This window comes from Amycolatopsis sp. NPDC043887 (assembly GCF_056435665.1).
Map to the genome: position 1 here is coordinate 40,640 of NZ_JBWKEB010000027.1, position 16,179 is coordinate 56,818.

The 16,179-nt window shown below is 70.2% G+C and carries 15 protein-coding genes and 1 pseudogene; 8 read left to right on the forward strand and 8 right to left on the reverse strand.

Features of this window, described 5'->3' with window-relative positions; all coding sequences use genetic code 11:
- Positions 1-133: 133 nt before the first annotated feature.
- The 4 genes and pseudogenes from AC069H_RS40585 to AC069H_RS40600 all read right to left on the reverse strand — a co-directional run bounded on the left by AC069H_RS40585 (position 134) and on the right by AC069H_RS40600 (position 4,017).
- The gene (locus AC069H_RS40585; protein ID WP_478235871.1) at positions 134-610 is read right to left on the reverse strand and encodes a hypothetical protein; all 477 of its coding nucleotides are present in this window, start codon (positions 608-610) and stop codon (positions 134-136) included.
- 178 nt (positions 611-788) lie between these two features.
- Entirely contained in the window at positions 789-1,964 is a 1,176-nt protein-coding gene (locus AC069H_RS40590; RefSeq protein WP_478235872.1) for a 4-hydroxybenzoate 3-monooxygenase, read from the reverse strand.
- Positions 1,965-1,996: 32 nt separating this feature from the next.
- Positions 1,997-2,766, reverse strand: a pseudogene (locus tag AC069H_RS40595) (IclR family transcriptional regulator).
- A gap of 12 nt (positions 2,767-2,778) precedes the next feature.
- Complete coding sequence (locus AC069H_RS40600) at positions 2,779-4,017, reverse strand: ArsB/NhaD family transporter (RefSeq protein ID WP_478235873.1); 1,239 nt, start codon at positions 4,015-4,017, stop codon at positions 2,779-2,781.
- 71 nt (positions 4,018-4,088) lie between these two features.
- Between AC069H_RS40600 and AC069H_RS40605 the strand changes: the two genes are divergently transcribed.
- Entirely contained in the window at positions 4,089-5,312 is a 1,224-nt protein-coding gene (locus AC069H_RS40605) for an FAD-binding protein (protein ID WP_478235874.1), read from the forward strand.
- On the opposite strand, the gene AC069H_RS40610 is transcribed toward AC069H_RS40605, so the two are convergent.
- Positions 5,309-5,659 (reverse strand): hypothetical protein, encoded by a 351-nt coding sequence (locus tag AC069H_RS40610; RefSeq protein WP_410647831.1) that lies wholly within the window; start codon positions 5,657-5,659, stop codon positions 5,309-5,311. The genes AC069H_RS40605 and AC069H_RS40610 overlap by 4 nt on opposite strands.
- 111 nt (positions 5,660-5,770) lie before the next feature.
- Between AC069H_RS40610 and AC069H_RS40615 the strand changes: the two genes are divergently transcribed.
- Positions 5,771-6,937 (forward strand): aminotransferase-like domain-containing protein, encoded by a 1,167-nt coding sequence (locus AC069H_RS40615; protein WP_478229873.1) that lies wholly within the window; start codon positions 5,771-5,773, stop codon positions 6,935-6,937.
- A 615-nt stretch (positions 6,938-7,552) separates the two neighbouring features.
- On the opposite strand, the gene AC069H_RS40620 is transcribed toward AC069H_RS40615, so the two are convergent.
- Entirely contained in the window at positions 7,553-7,885 is a 333-nt protein-coding gene (locus AC069H_RS40620) for an alpha/beta fold hydrolase (RefSeq protein ID WP_478235875.1), read from the reverse strand.
- A gap of 40 nt (positions 7,886-7,925) precedes the next feature.
- Here AC069H_RS40620 and AC069H_RS40625 point away from each other — a divergent pair, with 40 nt between their 5' ends.
- On the forward strand, positions 7,926-8,222 hold the full coding sequence (locus AC069H_RS40625) for a TetR family transcriptional regulator C-terminal domain-containing protein (RefSeq protein WP_478235876.1): 297 nt from the start codon (positions 7,926-7,928) through the stop codon (positions 8,220-8,222).
- Between the two features lie 4 nt (positions 8,223-8,226).
- On the opposite strand, the gene AC069H_RS40630 is transcribed toward AC069H_RS40625, so the two are convergent.
- On the reverse strand, positions 8,227-8,931 hold the full coding sequence (locus AC069H_RS40630; protein WP_478229870.1) for a FadR/GntR family transcriptional regulator: 705 nt from the start codon (positions 8,929-8,931) through the stop codon (positions 8,227-8,229).
- A 145-nt stretch (positions 8,932-9,076) separates the two neighbouring features.
- Here AC069H_RS40630 and AC069H_RS40635 point away from each other — a divergent pair, with 145 nt between their 5' ends.
- Genes AC069H_RS40635 through AC069H_RS40650 form a run of 4 tightly spaced genes read left to right on the forward strand, consistent with a single transcriptional unit; the run spans position 9,077 to position 13,856 of the window.
- Positions 9,077-10,354, forward strand: coding sequence for an SLC13 family permease (locus tag AC069H_RS40635; RefSeq protein ID WP_478235877.1), 1,278 nt, complete (start codon positions 9,077-9,079; stop codon positions 10,352-10,354).
- Positions 10,355-10,365: 11 nt separating this feature from the next.
- Positions 10,366-11,775: an acyl-CoA synthetase gene (locus AC069H_RS40640; RefSeq protein ID WP_478235878.1), complete on the forward strand. Its 1,410-nt coding sequence runs from the start codon at positions 10,366-10,368 to the stop codon at positions 11,773-11,775.
- Positions 11,768-13,024: a carboxyl transferase domain-containing protein gene (locus tag AC069H_RS40645; protein WP_478235879.1), complete on the forward strand. Its 1,257-nt coding sequence runs from the start codon at positions 11,768-11,770 to the stop codon at positions 13,022-13,024. Before AC069H_RS40640 ends, AC069H_RS40645 begins: the two co-directional genes overlap by 8 nt.
- Before the next feature lie 10 nt (positions 13,025-13,034).
- Positions 13,035-13,856 (forward strand): SGNH/GDSL hydrolase family protein, encoded by an 822-nt coding sequence (locus tag AC069H_RS40650; protein ID WP_478235880.1) that lies wholly within the window; start codon positions 13,035-13,037, stop codon positions 13,854-13,856.
- On the opposite strand, the gene AC069H_RS40655 is transcribed toward AC069H_RS40650, so the two are convergent.
- Positions 13,837-14,769: a helix-turn-helix domain-containing protein gene (locus tag AC069H_RS40655; protein WP_478235881.1), complete on the reverse strand. Its 933-nt coding sequence runs from the start codon at positions 14,767-14,769 to the stop codon at positions 13,837-13,839. The two genes, AC069H_RS40650 and AC069H_RS40655, sit on opposite strands and share 20 nt — an antisense overlap.
- 99 nt (positions 14,770-14,868) lie before the next feature.
- On the opposite strand from AC069H_RS40655, the gene AC069H_RS40660 reads away from it, so the two are divergent.
- Positions 14,869-15,870 carry a saccharopine dehydrogenase family protein gene (locus AC069H_RS40660; RefSeq protein WP_478235882.1) on the forward strand — a complete coding sequence of 334 codons (1,002 nt, stop codon included), beginning with the start codon at positions 14,869-14,871 and terminating at the stop codon, positions 15,868-15,870.
- Positions 15,871-16,179: the final 309 nt, after the last annotated feature.

The window sequence follows — 16,179 nt, forward strand, 5'->3', positions numbered from 1 at the left end:
GACGGCGACCCGGCGCTTCGTGCTGCTTCGGGACGGCGCGATGGCCACCGGCTGCCTGTCCGATCCCGAACCGATCTGTGAAACCTTCCGCGAGGGAGTCGAGGACCTTGCTGAGGCTTCACGTCGCCTCGCGCTAGCTCGGCGGCTGCTGAGCAGGCGGGTTCGGCGGTGTCTGGTCCGGCTGACCTGGCTGGGCGTAACCGGGCTGTGCGGCCGGGTATCCCGGTTGGGCGGCCATCGGGTAATGGACCGGCGGGACGAAGCCCGGCTGCTGCCGGGACGACCGGCCGCTCTTGACGACCGCGACCGCGACCAGCAGCCAGGACAGCAGTGAGGCGGAGTCGAACAGCAGGCCGATGACCAGGTAGATCGAGCGGATGCCATCGACGGACAGATTGCCGGACTCGCTCCAGTCCGGCACGTTCAGCGCCACGAACTGCCACACGATGCTCATCACCGTCGTGACGAGCATGACCGCGAAGGCGGCCACCATCAGGCCGGAGACTCCCCGGGCGCGTCCTTTGACCGAGACGATCAGACCGAGCAGGCCCACCGCGAGTTGCAACACCAGTGGGATGGTCTCGATGCTCGCGAACGCAAAGGGTGACATGTCTGCCTTCCTCAGGTCTCCGCCGGAGATCGGGGGCCGGCGACGCCGCGGAGATCCTATGCGGTGAGCCACCGTCCGCGTGGCGGGTTTCGGGAAATCACAACGCCTTGCCGGCGGTCCCCGATGGGACCGCCGGTGCGTCAGGTACGCGCCGACGACCGTCAGCAGCCACCGATCTTCAGAACCCGATGGGCAGCCCCGCGTAGTTCTCAGCCAGGCCCGCCCGGCCCGCCTCGCTCCGCGCCAGCCACTGCAACTGCGAAAGCTGCAACTGCCGATCGAACGGGTCGCCAGACTGGTGCAGCATCGTCGTCATCCACCACGAGAAGTGCGTACACCGCCAGACCCGGCGCAGCGCGGTGTCGGAGTACGCGTCGGCGAGAGCGGAGTCCTTGTCCCGTACCAAAGCGGCCAGCGCGGGGGCGAGGAGGGCGACGTCGGCGACGGCGAGGTTGAGGCCCTTCGCGCCGGTGGGCGGCACGATATGGGCGGCGTCACCGGCGAGGAACAGGCGGCCGTGCCGCATGGGTTGCTGCACGAAACTGCGCATGGGCAGCACGCTCTTGTCCGTGATCGGCCCCGGCGTGAGCGTCCAGCCGTTCTGGCCGTGGCCGAGCCTGGTCGCGAGCGCTTCCCAGATCCGGTCGTCGGACCAGGCGCCGATGTCGGTGCCGTTGGGCACCTGCAGGTAGAGCCTGCTGACGCTGGCCGAGCGCATCGAATGCATGGCGAAACCGTCGGGATGCCACGCGTAGATGAGCTCGTCGGTCGAAGGGGCGACGTCGGCGAGCACGCCGAGCCACGAGTACGGGTAGGTGCGTTCCCAAGTCTGCTTCGCGGCGTCGGGGATCGCGGTGCGGCAGGGGCCGAAGGAGCCGTCGCAGCCGACGACGACGTCGGCGTCCAGCCGCTGCTGTGTGCCGTCCGCGTCGGTGAAAGTGACGTAGGGCCGCTCGGTCTCGATGTCGTGCACGGCGGTGCCGGTGACTTCGTAGTGGATCTGCTGCCCGGCAGTCGCACGCGCCTTGCCGAGGTCCTTCGTCACCTCGGTCTGGCCGTACACGGTGACGCTTCGGCCCACCAGGTCCACGAAGTCGAGGTGATGCCGTTCCTCGGGCCATTGCAGATGGATACCGCGGTGCTCGTCGCCTTCGCGATCGAGCCGGTCGCCGAGTCCTGTCTCACGAAGGAGGTCCACTGTGGACTGTTCGAGGATGCCCGCCCGGATCCGCGCTTCGACGTACTCGCGCGAGCGGGTCTCCACGATCACCGACTCGACCCCTGCGAGATCGAGCAGATGCGACAGGAGCAGTCCGGCCGGGCCGGCGCCGACGATGGCGACTGGGGTACGCATGACCGGAGTCTGATCGCGCGGCCGCGGAACCGCTAGCGGTCGCTTCCACTCAGTGAAACCCGCAGGCTCCGGCCGATTCCGGCGGCCGCGACCTGGAGTGCGGAGATCAGCCGGGCCCGGCCGCGGCTCAGATCCGGGACGACCAGGCCGAGCGCCGCGACGACGTCGCCACCCGACGGCCGGATCGGGACGGCGACCGAGCACGCGCCCCGGCTCATCTCCTCGGCGGTCTGCGCGTAGCCCTCTCGCCGGACCCGCCGCAACTGCTCGCGCAGGCGGCCGGGCTGCGTGACGGTGTACGGCGTGACGCGGGTCAGCGAAGCGAGCACTTGCCGTTGAACCTCCTCCGGTGCCCAGGCCAGCAGGACCTTCCCGATCCCGGTGGCGTGCAGCGGCAGCCGTCCGCCGATCCGGCTGACCACCGGCACGGACGCGTTCCCGGAGAGCCGGTCGAGGTAGAGCACCTGGTCGCCGTCACGTTCGCCGAGGTGGACGGTGGCGCCGGTCGCGCCGTAGAGATCCTGGAGGAAGGGGGCGGCGACCTGCCGCAGTTCGAACTGGACGGGCGCGAGCAGCCCGAGGTCCCACAGCCGTCTCCCGACCGCGTACCGGTCCTCGCGCCGCTCCAGCGCACCCAGCCCGACGAGTTCGCGGGCGAGCCGGTGGGCGGTGGGCAGCGGCAGCCGGCCCGCTGCGAGAGTTCGGTCAGCGACAGCTCACGATGGTCGACGTCGAAGGCGCCGAGCAGCGCGAACGCCCGCGACGTGACGCTGGCGCCGGGGGTCGACAGGTTCCCGGGCATGCGCCCATCCTCTCACTGAGTGGAAGTCAAGACGAGCCCGAGCCACAGCCCGCCGACGGCGAGCACGATGGACACCGGGACCGTGAGCAGCCCGAGCCTGGTGAACTCGCCCAGCTCGGCGCGGGTGTCGTGCCGGTGCAGGATCCGCCGCCACAACAGCGTCGCCAGCGAACCGACGTAGGTCAGGTTCGGCCCGAGGTTGACCCCGATCAGCACGGCCAGCACCACCGGTGTCCCGCCGGCGGTGGCGAGCGGCAGCAGCACGAGCACGGCGGGCAGGTTGTTGATCAGGTTGGCGAAGACGGCCGCCACCGCGGCGGCGCCGAGCAGGGCGGGGAACGAGGTGGAAGACGGCACCAGGTGGCTGAGCGCCTCATCCAGTCCGTTGTCGACGACGGCGCGGACCACGATCGCCAGCGCGAGCACGAAAGCGACGAAGGGGATGCTCGCCGATCGCACGATCGCGGCGGGCGACGTCCTTCGCTGCGCGAGGGCACGGCAGGCCAGGACGGCGGCACCGGCGAACGCGGCCCACGCGGGGCTGACGTCCAGCAGGGACGCGACCACGAACCCGGCCAGCGTCAGGACGAGCACGACGAGGACGAACGCCGGGACTTTCCCGGCCGGGACCGCTTTTCCCCCTCGTGGCCGGGCCGCCAGGTCGGCGGCGAAGAACCGGCGGAACACCACGTATTCGGTGAGCACGGCCGCGAGCCAGGGCAAGGTCATCAGCGCGGTGAACCGCAGGAACGAGATCCCGGTCGCGGCGACGGCGAGCAGGTTGGTCAGATTGGACACCGGCAGCAGCAACGAGGCCGAGTTCGCCAGATGCGTACAGGCGTAGGCGTGCGGTTTGGCCCGCGCGCCCATCCGCGCGGCGGTGGCGAACACGACCGGGGTCAGCAGGACGACGGTGGCGTCCAGGCTGAGCACCACGGTGACCGCCGCGGCGACGACGAACACCGCCGGCAGCAGCCGTTGTGGCCGTCCCCGGCTGAACCGCGCCATGAGTGTCCCGGCCGCCTGGAACAGTCCTTCGTCGTCGCACAATTTGGCCAGGACGAGCACCGCGGCGAGGAAGGCGACGACCGGGGCGAGCCTGGTCACTTCGTCGAGGGCGTCGGGGAACGAGATCGCCCCGGCCGCCAGGACGATCCCGGCGGCGGGGACGGCCGCGACCGCCTCCGGGAGTCCGCGTGGCCGGATCACCGCGAAGGCCAGGACGACCAGCAAGAGCGCGATGGACACCATCTCGCCGGGAAAGCCTGTCAGTGCGAACCTCCTCCGGGTGAAGCCGACTCCGGCAATCTAGGCTGGGCCTGGTGCGAGAGACGAACTGGGCGGGAAATCAGAGCTTCACCGCGGAACGGATCTTCCGCCCGCGCACCGTCGATCAGATCCAGGACGTCGTGGCCGGAGCGGCCGCGGTCAGGGCTCTCGGCAGCGGGCACTGTTTCAACGACATCGCGGACTGTCCGGGTGGCGTCCTGCTCGATCTGTCCGCGCTCGACGGCGACGCCGTCCTCGACGCGGACTCGGCGACGGTCACGGTGCCCGCGGCGGCCCGCTACGGCGACATCGCCGTCCAGGTCCACGCTGCCGGGTTCGCGCTGGCCAACCTCGCTTCGCTGCCGCACTGTACGGTGGCGGGCACCGTCGCGACGGCTACCCACGGCTCCGGGCGGCGGAACCAGAGCCTGGCGTCGGCGGTGTCCGGTTTGGAGCTGGTGACCGCCGACGGTGGGCTGAAGACCTTCTCCCGGCACGACGGCGTGGTCGTCGGCCTCGGCGCGCTGGGTGTGGTGACCCGGCTGACCCTCGAGCTGGTTCCGTCGTTCGATCTCCGGCAGGACGTCTTCGACGGCCTTCCCTGGGAATCGGTGTACGAGCACTTCGACGAGATCCAGGACGCCGGTTACAGCGTCAGCCTGTTCACGAACTGGGCCCGCGACGAGGTCGACCAGGTCTGGGTCAAAGGATCGGGGCGACCGGGCGCGGACTTCTTCGGCGCGACGGCGGCGGACGGGCCACGGCATCCGGCCCACGCGGCGGGCATCCCGGCGGACAACTGCACACGTCAGCTCGGCGTCACCGGGCCGTGGCACGAACGGATCCCGCATTTCCGCCTGGACTTCACGCCCAGCGTCGGGAACGAACTCCAGACCGAGTACTTCGTGCCCGTCCGGCACGCCGTCGCGGCAATGGAGGCGATGCGCGGACTCGGGCACCGGCTGGCGCCCGTCCTGCTCACCTCAGAGATCCGCACGGTCGCGGGGGACGACCTGTGGCTCAGCCCGTTCCACGGTGGAGACCGGCTGGCGCTGCACTTCACGTGGCTGCCGGACGAGAAGGCGGTCCGCGAGCTGCTGCCCGTGATGGAGGAGCGGCTGGCACCGTTCGACGTCCGGCCGCACTGGGGAAAACTCTTCCACCGCGCGGCGGATTACCCGAAGCTGGCCGATTTCCGGGCGCTCGCCGGCGAACTGGACCCGGACGGCAAGTTCCGGAACCCGTTCGTCCGGCGGCACGTGTTCGGGGATGGCTAGTCCGATTGCGACCAAGCCGCGACGGGCAGTGAGAGGTACACGCCGACGTCGTCGATCCCGGTCGCGGATTCGATGCTCGTGCGCAGCAGGTCCACCCGCTCCTGGCGGTTGTCCGCCCGGCTCGGGAACCACTTCGACCTGACCTCCACCAGGAGGTCGAGTCCGAAGCGGTCGAACGGTCCCGGTGCGCGGAAACGCAGTTCGACGTCGCCGGGCTGGAGGTCGCCGTCGTAGGGCTCCTCGGGGCATTCCACCGCGACGGACACGAGATGCGGCAGAACCGAGCCGAGCTCACGCAGCTTGGCTTCGGGAAGATGGGGCGCGTAGGTGATTTCCACGAGAGGCACGAGCACAAGCTTAGGGCAGGCGAAACTGCTATCGTGGCGGCAGTTGCTTGCTCGCGCGGGAAGATCCCCGGCTGCTGCACTGGAGCCGCTCGTTTCTCCCGAGGAGCCTGCATGTCTCTTCCCCTCGCCCGTCGTATGGACGGCGTCACCAGTTCTCCCGTGCGCGACCTGCTCGCGCTCACCGCCCGCCCGGGCGTGATCTCGTTCGCCGGTGGGATGCCCGCACCGGAACTGTTCGATGTGGACGGCCTCCACGCCGCCTTCGACCGGGCACTCGCCGACAGGTCCGCGTTGCAGTATTCGCCCACCGAAGGGAATCCGCGGCTGCGCGAGCTGCTCGCGCAGCGGCTGTCCGGTCGTGGGGTCACGACCACTGTGGACGATCTGCTGATCACCACGGGTTCACAGCAGGGCCTGCAACTGCTGAGCACCGCGTTGCTCGACCCCGGCGCCACCGTGCTGGTGGAAGAACCGGTGTACCTGTCGGCGCTGCAATGCTTCCAGCTCGCCGAGGCACGTGTCGTGCCCGTTCCCGGCGACGCGGACGGGATCGATCCGGCCGCGCTGGACGAGATCGCGGCCAGGGAACGGCCGGCGCTGCTGTACCTCGTCCCGACGTTCTCGAATCCCTCCGGGCGCACGATCGGTCCGGAGCGACGCCGCGCGCTCGCGGAAGTGATCGCGCGTCACGGGTTCTGGCTCGTCGAGGACGATCCGTACCACGAGCTGCGCTATCGCGGCGAACGCGAGCAACCGCTGTCGGCCCGCCCCGAGCTCGCCGGGCGCACGATCTATCTCGGCACGTTCTCGAAGGTGATCGCGCCCGGGATGCGGCTGGGCTGGTTCCGGGCGCCGAGAGAACTGCTGCGCCGCGTCACGATCCTCAAGCAGGCGACGGATCTGCACAGCTCGACCGTCGACCAAGCGGCCGCGGCCGAGTATCTGGCCGTCGCGGATCTCGACGCGCACGTGCGGAAGCTGTGCGCGACGTACCGCGTGCGCCGTGACGCGATGCTGGCCGAACTGCCCGCGATCACCCCGCCCGGGACGACGTGGACCGACCCGGACGGCGGGATGTTCGTCTGGGTCACCCTTCCCGGCGGCGCGGACACGGACCGGCTGCTTCCCGAGGCGCTGCGGCAGGACGTCGCTTTCGTGCCCGGCTCGGCGTTCCAGGTGGGGGAGCCGGACCGCTCGGCGTTGCGGCTGTCGTTCGCCACCCACGCGCCGGAGACGATCGCCGAGGGATTGCGGCGGCTGGGCAAAGCCCTGTCGTAGTGAGGTCTCGAGCCGCTGCCGCGCTCCTCGGGGTAGTGAAGGCCTCCTTGCCTACTCTGAAGGTAGGGAAGGGGCCCTTCAGGACGCCGCCGGTGGTTCTTGGTGCCACACGGTCGCTTGGGTCTAGGGGGTCGTGAGTGGCGTTTCGGGTTCTATTTGAGAGGTAAGGCAAATGTGGCGTGACCGAGCCTCTGCGGTGAAGGACCCTTCACTAGCTCAAGGCAGAGGCGGCCTTCGCGGCCGTGGTTCTGGACTGGCCGACGGGAGCCGACTGTGCCCTGAGTGTCCACAAGGGACGCTTTTCGGCGACGGAATGCCTGTTTCGCGACTGGATGTCCGGTCTGGCGACTGTCGTGAGTGGCAATGGTCGTTCCAGCCCAATGCCACGTAGCTTAAGTTGATCTTGGATGGTGGTCTTGATCGCAAGCGGTGAGGATTGCCGCAGGTCACGCGCTCGGTTGCCCTGGCCGACAGGAGCCGACCGCGCCCCGAGTGTCCGCAAAGGACATTTTTCGCTGACTTAATGTCCGATTGATGCCCGGATGAGCGATTTCACGAGGGGTCGTGAGTGGCGTTTCGGGCTAGAACCCGAAACGCCACTCACGACCCACTGGATCAACGCGCCACGGTCGCTTCGCCGCTAAGAAGTTGCCGAGCCCATTCGGTGATCACGGCGGCCGTTTTCGCCGGCTGGTCCTCGGCCGTGTACGCGTGACTGTCCGGAATGGTCTTCAACGGCGCGTCCAGCCGTTCGGCGAACCGCCGCGCGTGGGCGAGCGGGAACACGCGATCCTCCGCGGCCCAGGCCGGCAGGATCGGTTTGCCGAACCGGGTCGTGAGGCGGGCGGCCGCCTCACGGCTGTACCGCGCCGACACGCTGCCGATGGCCTTGCGGCCGTCGTGGCGGATCGCCGGATCGGTCATGACGGGGCCGATGAAACTCTCCATGGCCCGTGCGTCGACGGGATACTCGACGAGCCAGCCGTAGGTGTTGCGCCAGTGTCACGTGCGGCGGATCGGCGGCTACGCGGCGGGCCGCGAATTGGCGGAACGGCTCGCCCGGTCGGTCGCCGAGCAGAACGCGCGGCTCGTGGGCGCCCTGCGTGAAGGGGTGGAGGCCGGCGAACTGCGGGACGTCGACGCGGAAGAGGCCGCCACCGTGCTGTGGGCGGCGTGGAACGGGATCATCAGCCTCGGCTGGCGGCCGGATGCCTTGCGCCGCGACGAAAGCAGCTGCGTGCCTTGCTCGCGGCGGCGACCGAGATCGCCGCGAACGGCTTGGTGAAACGCTAGTCGGCCTGCGGGTCCCAGGTCAGCAACCGGACCTTGCTGACGGTCTGGACATGCCGCCGCATCGCGTTCGCGGCCGCCTTCGGGTCGCCGTTCCGGATGGCCTCGGCGATGTTGTGATGCTGGCTCAGTGAGCGCCACGGCCTGCCGGGTTGCCGCAAAGACTCGTTGCGGCTTTCCGCGATCTGCGTGTCGATCGAACGCATGAACTCGGCGAGGAGGGCGTTGTTCGCGGCGGCGGTGATCGCTTCGTGGAACCGGCGATCGCCTTCGGCGCCGTGCCCGCCGTCCTCGATCTCGGTCTTCATGTACTCCAGTGCCGCGTCGATGGCGGCGAGGTCCGCGTCGGATCGTCGCGACGCGGCCAGTTCCGCGAGCTTGGTCTCCATCGCCTCGCGGGCTTCGAGTACTTCCGGAAGCCGCTTGCGGCGGGCGACGAGTTCGTCGACCGGTTCGACGTCGAGGTGATCGTTCCGCAGGTAGGTGCCCCCGCCGTGCCGGGATTCGAGCAGGCCCTGCACCTCGAGCACGACGATCGCCTGCTTGATCGACGCGCGGCTGACCCCGAGCCGCTCGGCGAGGTCGCGTTCGCTGGGGAGTTTGTCGCCCGCGCGCAGGCCGGACTCCTCGACGTGCGCCTTGATCCGCTCGACGACCTGCTCGTAGAGCTTCGCCCGGTTCAACCGGCTCAACGCCTCCGGCACTCGGTGCCCTCCCTTGGCTGGACAAGTGGCTCAGCCAATTTACCACTCGTGGGTTGACAGGTGGTCGCCGTCACAGAGAAAGTGGCTCAGCCACTAGTCCACTCGGCCACGCGCCAAGGGGCTCCCGCCGTCAAGGAGGACGGTCATGTCCGCCCAGCTGATCTCGATCCTTGTTCTCGTGGTGATCTTCGCCCTCGCCACGACCCGCTCGATCAACATGGGGGCGCTCGCCTTCGCCGGCGCTTTCCTCGTCGGCACCCTCGCCGGTGGCCTGGACACCGACGGCATCTTCGCCGGCTTCCCCGGCGACATCTTCGTGGTCCTGGTGGGGGTCACCTATCTGTTCGCCATCGCCAGGGCCAACGGCACCACCGACTGGCTGGTCGCCGCGGCCGTCCGCCTGGTCGGCGGCCGGATCGCGCTGATCCCGTGGGTGATGTTCGTGGTCACCGGAGCGCTGACCGCGATCGGCGCGGTGAGCCCGGCTGCCTGCGCGATCGTCGCGCCGATCGCGCTCGGTTTCGCCGCCCGCTACAAGATCAGCCCACTGCTCATGGGCGCGATGGTCGTGCACGGCGCGCAGGGCGGCGGGTTCTCGCCGATCAGCGTCTACGGCTCGATCGTCAACGGGATCGTCGAGCGCAACCACATCGCGGGCAGCCCCGTGGTGCTGTTCTTCGCGAGCCTCGGCATGAACCTCGCCATCGCGGGCGTCCTTTTCGTCGTACTCGGCGGGACCAAACTGCGGCGCCGCCAGCTCGTGACGGCGGGCGCCGGGGGAGTGGAGGCCGACGAAGAACCGCTGCCGCACGAACGGCGCATTCCCTTGGACGGGCCGAAGATCGTGACGCTGACCGGCCTGGTCGCGCTCGTGGTCGGCACCCTCGTGTTCGACCTCGACCCGGGCTTGACCGCCATCACCGTCGCCGTCCTGCTGAGCGTCGCGTGGCCCAAGGCCAGCCGTTCCGCCGTCTCCGAGATCACCTGGCCGACCGTGCTGCTGATCTGCGGTGTGCTGACCTACGTGGCGGTGCTGAAGGAGATCGGCACCATCGACTACGTCGGCAACGCGGTCACCACCGTCGGGATCCCGCTGCTCGCGGCGCTGCTGCTCTGCTACATCGGAGGTATCGTCTCCGCCTTCGCGTCGTCGGTCGGGCTGATGGGCGCGCTCATCCCGCTCGCCGTGCCCTTCCTGGCGCAGGGGACGATCGGGCCGGTCGGCATGATCGCCGCCCTCGCGGTCTCGGCGACGATGGTGGACGTCAGTCCCTTCTCCACCAACGGCGCGCTCGTCCTCGCCAACGCGAAGGACGTCGACCGCGACAAGTTCTTCAAACAACTGCTGGTCTACGGGGCGCTCGTGGTGGCCGTCGTGCCGCTGATCGCCTGGCTCGTGTTCGTCGTGCCCAACTGGGGCTGAGGAGGAGATCCATGCTGGTTGCCGGGAAGAGTGACCGCGTCGCCCTGCGGTTCGGCGACGAATCCCTGACCTACGGCCAACTCGCGTGCGTCGCGGGCCCGCTCGCCGCCGGGCTGGCCGGGCGCCCGCGGGTCGCGGTGTGGGCGACACCGACGCTGCGAACCTGCGTCGCGATCGTCGCCTCGCTGACCGCCGGCGTCCCGGTGGTGCCGATCAATCCGAAGGCCGGATCACGCGAACTGGCGCATATCGTCGCCGACAGCGCGCCGGACCTCGTGCTTGCCGCGCCGGACGCCGAGCTGCCACCGGAACTCGATGTGCTGCCGCGGGTTCCGGTCGAGCTGGACACCTCGGGCACGCCGTGGCGAGGCGAGGAACCCGACCCGGAGTCTCCGGCGTTCGTCATCTACACGTCGGGCACCACCGGACCGCCGAAGGGCGTCATCCTCCCGCGCCGCGCGGTGGCGTCGAATCTCGACGCGCTCGCGGAGATCTGGGACTGGACCGACGCCGACGTCCTCGTGCACGCCCTTCCGCTGTTCCATGTGCACGGCCTTATCCTGGGCGTCGTCGGCCCGCTGCGACGGGGCGGTGCGCTGCACCACCTCGGCCGGTTCTCGACCGAAGCCGCCGCGAAGGAACTCGCCGGTGAGGGCACGATGCTCTTCGGTGTCCCGACGATGTACCACCGGCTCGCGGCCGATTGCGAGGCCGATCCCGCGCTGGCCGCCGGAGTGGGCGCGGCGCGGCTGCTGGTTTCGGGTTCGGCGGCCCTGCCCGCGACCGACCACGAGCGGATCACCGCCGCGACCGGACAGCGGGTCGTCGAACGCTATGGCATGACCGAAACTCTGATGAACTGCGGTGTCCGCGCGACGGGGGACCGGCGGCCAGGTGCGGTCGGCCCGCCGGTGCCCGGCGTCGAACTGCGGCTGGTCGACGACGCGGGAGAACCGCTCACCGGCGAGTCCGTCGGCGAGATCGAGGTCCGCGGCCCGAACCTGTTCCTCGGCTACCTGAACCGGCCGGACGCCACGGAAGCCACGATGCGCGACGGCTGGTTCAAGACCGGCGACATGGCGGTGCGCGATCCGGACGGCTACGTGCGGATCGTGGGCCGCCGCGCCACCGACCTGATCAAGAGCGGCGGCTACAAGATCGGCGCCGGCGAGATCGAGAACGCGCTCCTGGAACATCCGGGGGTCGCGGAGGCGGCCGTCACCGGGGAGCCGGACGACGACCTCGGCGAGCGCATCGTGGCCTGGATCGTCCCGGCCGGGGCCAAGCCGACGGCGGGCGAACTGGCCGACCACGTCGCCGGACTGCTGTCCCCGCACAAGCGGCCGCGTGTGGTGCGGTACCTGGAAGCGTTGCCGCGCAACGAGATGGGCAAGGTCCTCAAGCGGGCTCTCCATGACTGACCCGCTGGGCTGGGACGGTTACGCCGCTTCCCTGGCACGCGCCAGGGAATGCACGGGCACGGACGAGTCGGTGGTCTGGGAACGCGCGAAGATCGGCGGCCACGAGGTCGTCGTGATCCGCTTCGAGTTCGGCTTCCTCGGCGGTTCGGTCGGGACGAGGACCGGCGCGCTCATCGAACGGGCGCTCGACGAGGCGCGCTCGCACCGGCTTCCCGTCGTTTCGCTGCTGTCCACGGGCGGCACCCGGATGCAGGAGGGTGTTCCCGCGCTGCGGCAACTGCAGCGGATCGCGCGCGGTCTGGCGCTGCTGCGCGAAGAGCGGTTGCCGCACATCAGCGTCGCGCGGCACCCCACCACCGGCGGGGTGTGGGCGTCGCTCGGCGCCGACGCCGACGTCGTGCTCGCCGTCCCCGGCGCTCAAGTGGGTTTCGCCGGACGCCGGGTGCGGCCGGAGCGGTACGCCGACGATCCGGCGTACACGGCGGAAAACCAGTACGCGGCCGGATATGTCGACGAACTCGTGGCCGAAGACGCGATCACCGACCGGCTGAAGGTGTGGCTCGGTCTCGTGACCGGTGTTTCCCGGAACCGCCCGGCGGAGCTGCCCCGCGCACTCGGCGCCCTCGATCCCGCTCCGGACGGCTGGCAGGCCGTTCGACGCGCCCGGTCGGCGGACCGGCCCCGGGCGGGCGCCTACCTCGACGACTACTTCGACACTTGCGTCACCCTCCGGGGCGGTGCCGATGACGGCGTCCTTTGCGGGCTCGGAAGCAGGGGAGGCCGGTCGATCGCCTTCGCGGCGCAGACCGGGACCGCGACCACGCCCGGCGGTTTCCGGACGGCGACCCGGCTGCTCCGGCTCGCCGACCGGCTGGGCCTGCCGGTGCTGACCCTCGTCGACACCCCGGGGGCGGCCGCCGATCCGGCCGCGGAGACGGCCGGGGCCGGGAACGCCATCGCCGAGCTGTTCGGCGCGATCGCGGCGGCGGAGGTGCCGATCACGACCCTGGTGATCGGGGAAGGCGGTTCTGGCGGCGCGCTCGCGTTCTGCTCGGCGGACCGGCTCTGGCTCACCCCGGACGCCTGTTTCTCCGTCATCGCCCCGGAACTGGCGGCCGGGATCCTCAAACGGGACCCTGAAGAGACCCCCGCCCTCGCCGATGCGCTGAAGCCACGTCCCGAAGATCTGCTCGCCCTCGGTGCCATCGACGGCATCGCGGGACCGGAACCGGTCACCTTCCTGAGATAAGGGGTTCGCCATGGTCAAGCGGATAGCCGTCGCGGTGCTCGCCGCGGTCACGATCGGTCTCCTGGCCACGCCGCCCGGCCAAGCCGCCGGGGCCGCCCGCTACGTCGCCATGGGCAGTTCCTTCGCGGCTGGACCGGGAATCCCGCCGCAGCAGCCCGGAACCCCGGCGGCGTGCGGACGTTCGACGAAGAACTACGCGAGTCTCGTGGCCGGGGAACGCGGATTCGCCCTCACCGACGTCACCTGCAGCGGAGCGACCACGGCGAACATCCTCACCACCGGACAGGCCGGGCAGCCGCCGCAGATCGAGGCCGTCACCAGGGACACCCGGCTCGTGACGGTCACCATCGGCGGCAACGACGTCGGCTACGTCGGGAGCCTGTTCACCTACGGCTGCCAGAACACCGGCGGCACGAACTGCGGCCAGGTCGACCAGGACGCCGTCCGCGCCGCGCTGACCACTGTGCACGAGAAGATCGGCGCCGTCATCGCGGCGGTCCATCGGCGCGCGCCGCGGGCGCGGGTGCTGGTCGTCGACTACCTGACGATCGTCCCGCGCACCACGCCCGCCTGCGAAGGCGTTCCGCTCACCCTGGAGCAGCTGGCCTTCGAACGCGAGGTCGCGGACCGGCTCGCGGCGGCGACCCGCCGGGCGGCCCGCACCGAACGGGCCACCCTGATCCCGGCGGCCGCGGTCAGCGCGGATCACGACGCCTGTGCCGCCGTTCCGTGGATGGAGCGGTACGTGGCCGCGCCGGGACGCGTGCCGTACCACCCGAACGAGGCCGGGATGGCGGCCGTCGCGGACCTGATCACGGCACACCTGCGTTGACCGCGCGGAACGTGCGGCGATAGCTGTCCGGCGGCACTCCGACCGTGCGGTTGAAGTGCCGCCGCAGCGTGGCGGCGGTGCCCATCCCGGTGGCCTCGGCGATCAGGTCGACGCTGTCGTCGGTCCGTTCCAGGAGTTCCTGAGCACGGCGGATGCGCTGGGTCAGCAGCCAGCGCAGCGGGGTCGTCCCGGTCGCCGACCGGAAGTGCCTGGCCAGATTGCGGGAACTCATGTTCGCGTGCCGGGCGAGGTCCTCGACGGTCAGCGGCCGGTCGAGCCGTTCGGTGACCCAGGGGAGCAGACGGCCGAGCGGATGGTCGTCCTGGTCGGGAACCGGGGCGGTGACGAACTGGGCCTGCCCGCCCGCGCGGTGCGGCGGGACGACCAGGCGGCGGGCGATGGTGTTCGCGACGGCCGAACCGTGGTCGGAACGGACCAGATGCAGGCAAAGGTCCATCGCTGCGGCTTTGCCCGCCGAGGTGAGCACGCTGCCGTTGTCGACGTAGAGGACGTCCGGATCGACCTCCACCAAGGGAAACCGGGCGGCGAGGACGTCGGTGTGCGCCCAGTGCGTCGTCGCCCGGCGGCCGTCGAGCAGACCGGCGGCCGCCAGCACGAACGCGCCCGTGCACAGGGACGCCACCCGCGCGCCCGCTTCGTGGGCGACGCGCACGGCCTCGACCAGATCGGACGGCGGATCGACGTCGATGTCCGCCCAGCCGGGAACGATGACGGTGCCGGCGCGCTTCAGACCGTCGAGGCCGTGATCCGGTTCGAGCAGGAACCGGCCGACCTTCACCGGCTTCGAGCCGTAGACGCCGAATTCGTACAGGCCTGTGTCGAAGACCTCGTGGGCGATGGACAGCTCGAACTGCAGCATCCCGTCCGTGGCGGCGAGGGCGACCGTGCTCATGTCCGAAAGTGTACGCATGATGGCATTCCGGACACTGTCGATCGGCGGGATCCGCCGACAGGATGGTCCACAGTGGATCGTCCGAGGACAGGAGAAATCATGGGGAATTACGACGTCGCGGTATTCGGGGCTTACGGGCACACCGGGCGGTTCGTGGTGGCGGAGTTGCGCGAACGCGGATTCTGCGTGCTGGCCGTGGGACGCGACGAGGCGAAACTGCGCGGCCTGCCTTGGCCCGATCTCGACGTGCGGCAGGCGTCGGTGGACGACCCGGCTTCGCTCGACCGCGCGTTCGCGGGCGCGGACGCGGTGATCAACGCCGCCGGGCCTTTCGCCGACACCGCCGCTCCGGTGATCGAAGCGGCGCTGCGGGCGGGGATCCCGTACCTCGACGTGGCCGCGGAGCTCGAAGCGAACATCGACACCTTCGCTCAGTTCGGCGAGGGTGCGGCGGGAGCGACGGTGATCCCGGCGATGGCGTTCTTCGGTGGCCTCGGCGACCTGATGGTCACCGCCGCGATGGGCGACTGGACGTCCGCCGACGAAGCCCACGTCGCCTACGGGCTGAGCAGCTGGCATCCGACGGAGGGGACCCGCGCGGCGGGCAGGGTCTCGCGGGAGCGGCGTGACGGCAAGCGGATCCGCTTCTCCGGCGGCCGGATCGAACACCGCGACGACGCGCTGCCGGAGCTGGATTGGGACTTCCCCGCACCGCTCGGGACCCGCGCCGTGCTCGGCGAGTTCACGATGGCCGACGTCGTCACCGTCCCCAGTCACCTCGACATCCCCGAGGTGACCACGTACATGACGGTGAACGCGGCTCGCGAGGTCGTGACGCCCGAGACGCCCGCGCCTCCCGCCGGCGGCCCTTCCTCGCAGGAGTTCGTGGTCGACGTCGTCGTGCGGTCCGGCGGCGAAGAACGGCGGATCGTCGCACGGGGGCAGGACATCTACGCGATCACGGCACCGCTGGTGGTGGAGGCCGTCCAGCGCGTGCTCGACGGCCGGACGAGGGCGACCGGGGTCGTCTCGGCGGGCGAGGTCTTCGACGCGGCCGACTTCCTGGCGGCGTTGGCACCGCGGATCACGGTGGAGGGGTGACCCAGCGACACGCAACTCCGCACCGACGCCGCATCCGGCAGGGTTGCGAAGGCCACTTTCGCGACCAGCAGTCGGCGCAGGTGGGAACGCAATGCCACGTAGCTTGAGTTGATCTTGGATGGGGTCTTGATCGTAAGCGGTGAGGGTTGCCGCAGGTCACGCGCTCGGTTGCCCTCTGGCAGACAGGAGCCGACCGCGCCCACGAGGGGGTCGTGGGGGGGGGTTTTTGGTGGGAACCAAAAAACCCCCCCCCCCCCCCCCCGCCCCCAAAACCGGAAGAAGGGGACCTATATCAAACTAGGGAGAAAG

Excerpts from the sequence above, each read along its gene's own strand:
- AC069H_RS40650 (WP_478235880.1), top strand. The coding sequence starts at position 13,035 with ATGGTCAAGCGGATAGCCGTCGCGGTGCTCGCCGCGGTCACGATCGGT.
- AC069H_RS40590 (WP_478235872.1), bottom strand. The coding sequence starts at position 1,964 with ATGCGTACCCCAGTCGCCATCGTCGGCGCCGGCCCGGCCGGACTGCTC.
- AC069H_RS40640 (WP_478235878.1), top strand. The coding sequence starts at position 10,366 with ATGCTGGTTGCCGGGAAGAGTGACCGCGTCGCCCTGCGGTTCGGCGAC.
- AC069H_RS40660 (WP_478235882.1), top strand. The coding sequence starts at position 14,869 with ATGGGGAATTACGACGTCGCGGTATTCGGGGCTTACGGGCACACCGGG.
- AC069H_RS40615 (WP_478229873.1), top strand. The coding sequence starts at position 5,771 with ATGTCTCTTCCCCTCGCCCGTCGTATGGACGGCGTCACCAGTTCTCCC.
- AC069H_RS40620 (WP_478235875.1), bottom strand. The coding sequence starts at position 7,885 with ATGGAGAGTTTCATCGGCCCCGTCATGACCGATCCGGCGATCCGCCAC.
- AC069H_RS40585 (WP_478235871.1), bottom strand. The coding sequence starts at position 610 with ATGTCACCCTTTGCGTTCGCGAGCATCGAGACCATCCCACTGGTGTTG.
- AC069H_RS40600 (WP_478235873.1), bottom strand. The coding sequence starts at position 4,017 with ATGGTGTCCATCGCGCTCTTGCTGGTCGTCCTGGCCTTCGCGGTGATC.
- AC069H_RS40655 (WP_478235881.1), bottom strand. The coding sequence starts at position 14,769 with ATGAGCACGGTCGCCCTCGCCGCCACGGACGGGATGCTGCAGTTCGAG.
- AC069H_RS40645 (WP_478235879.1), top strand. The coding sequence starts at position 11,768 with ATGACTGACCCGCTGGGCTGGGACGGTTACGCCGCTTCCCTGGCACGC.
- AC069H_RS40635 (WP_478235877.1), top strand. The coding sequence starts at position 9,077 with ATGTCCGCCCAGCTGATCTCGATCCTTGTTCTCGTGGTGATCTTCGCC.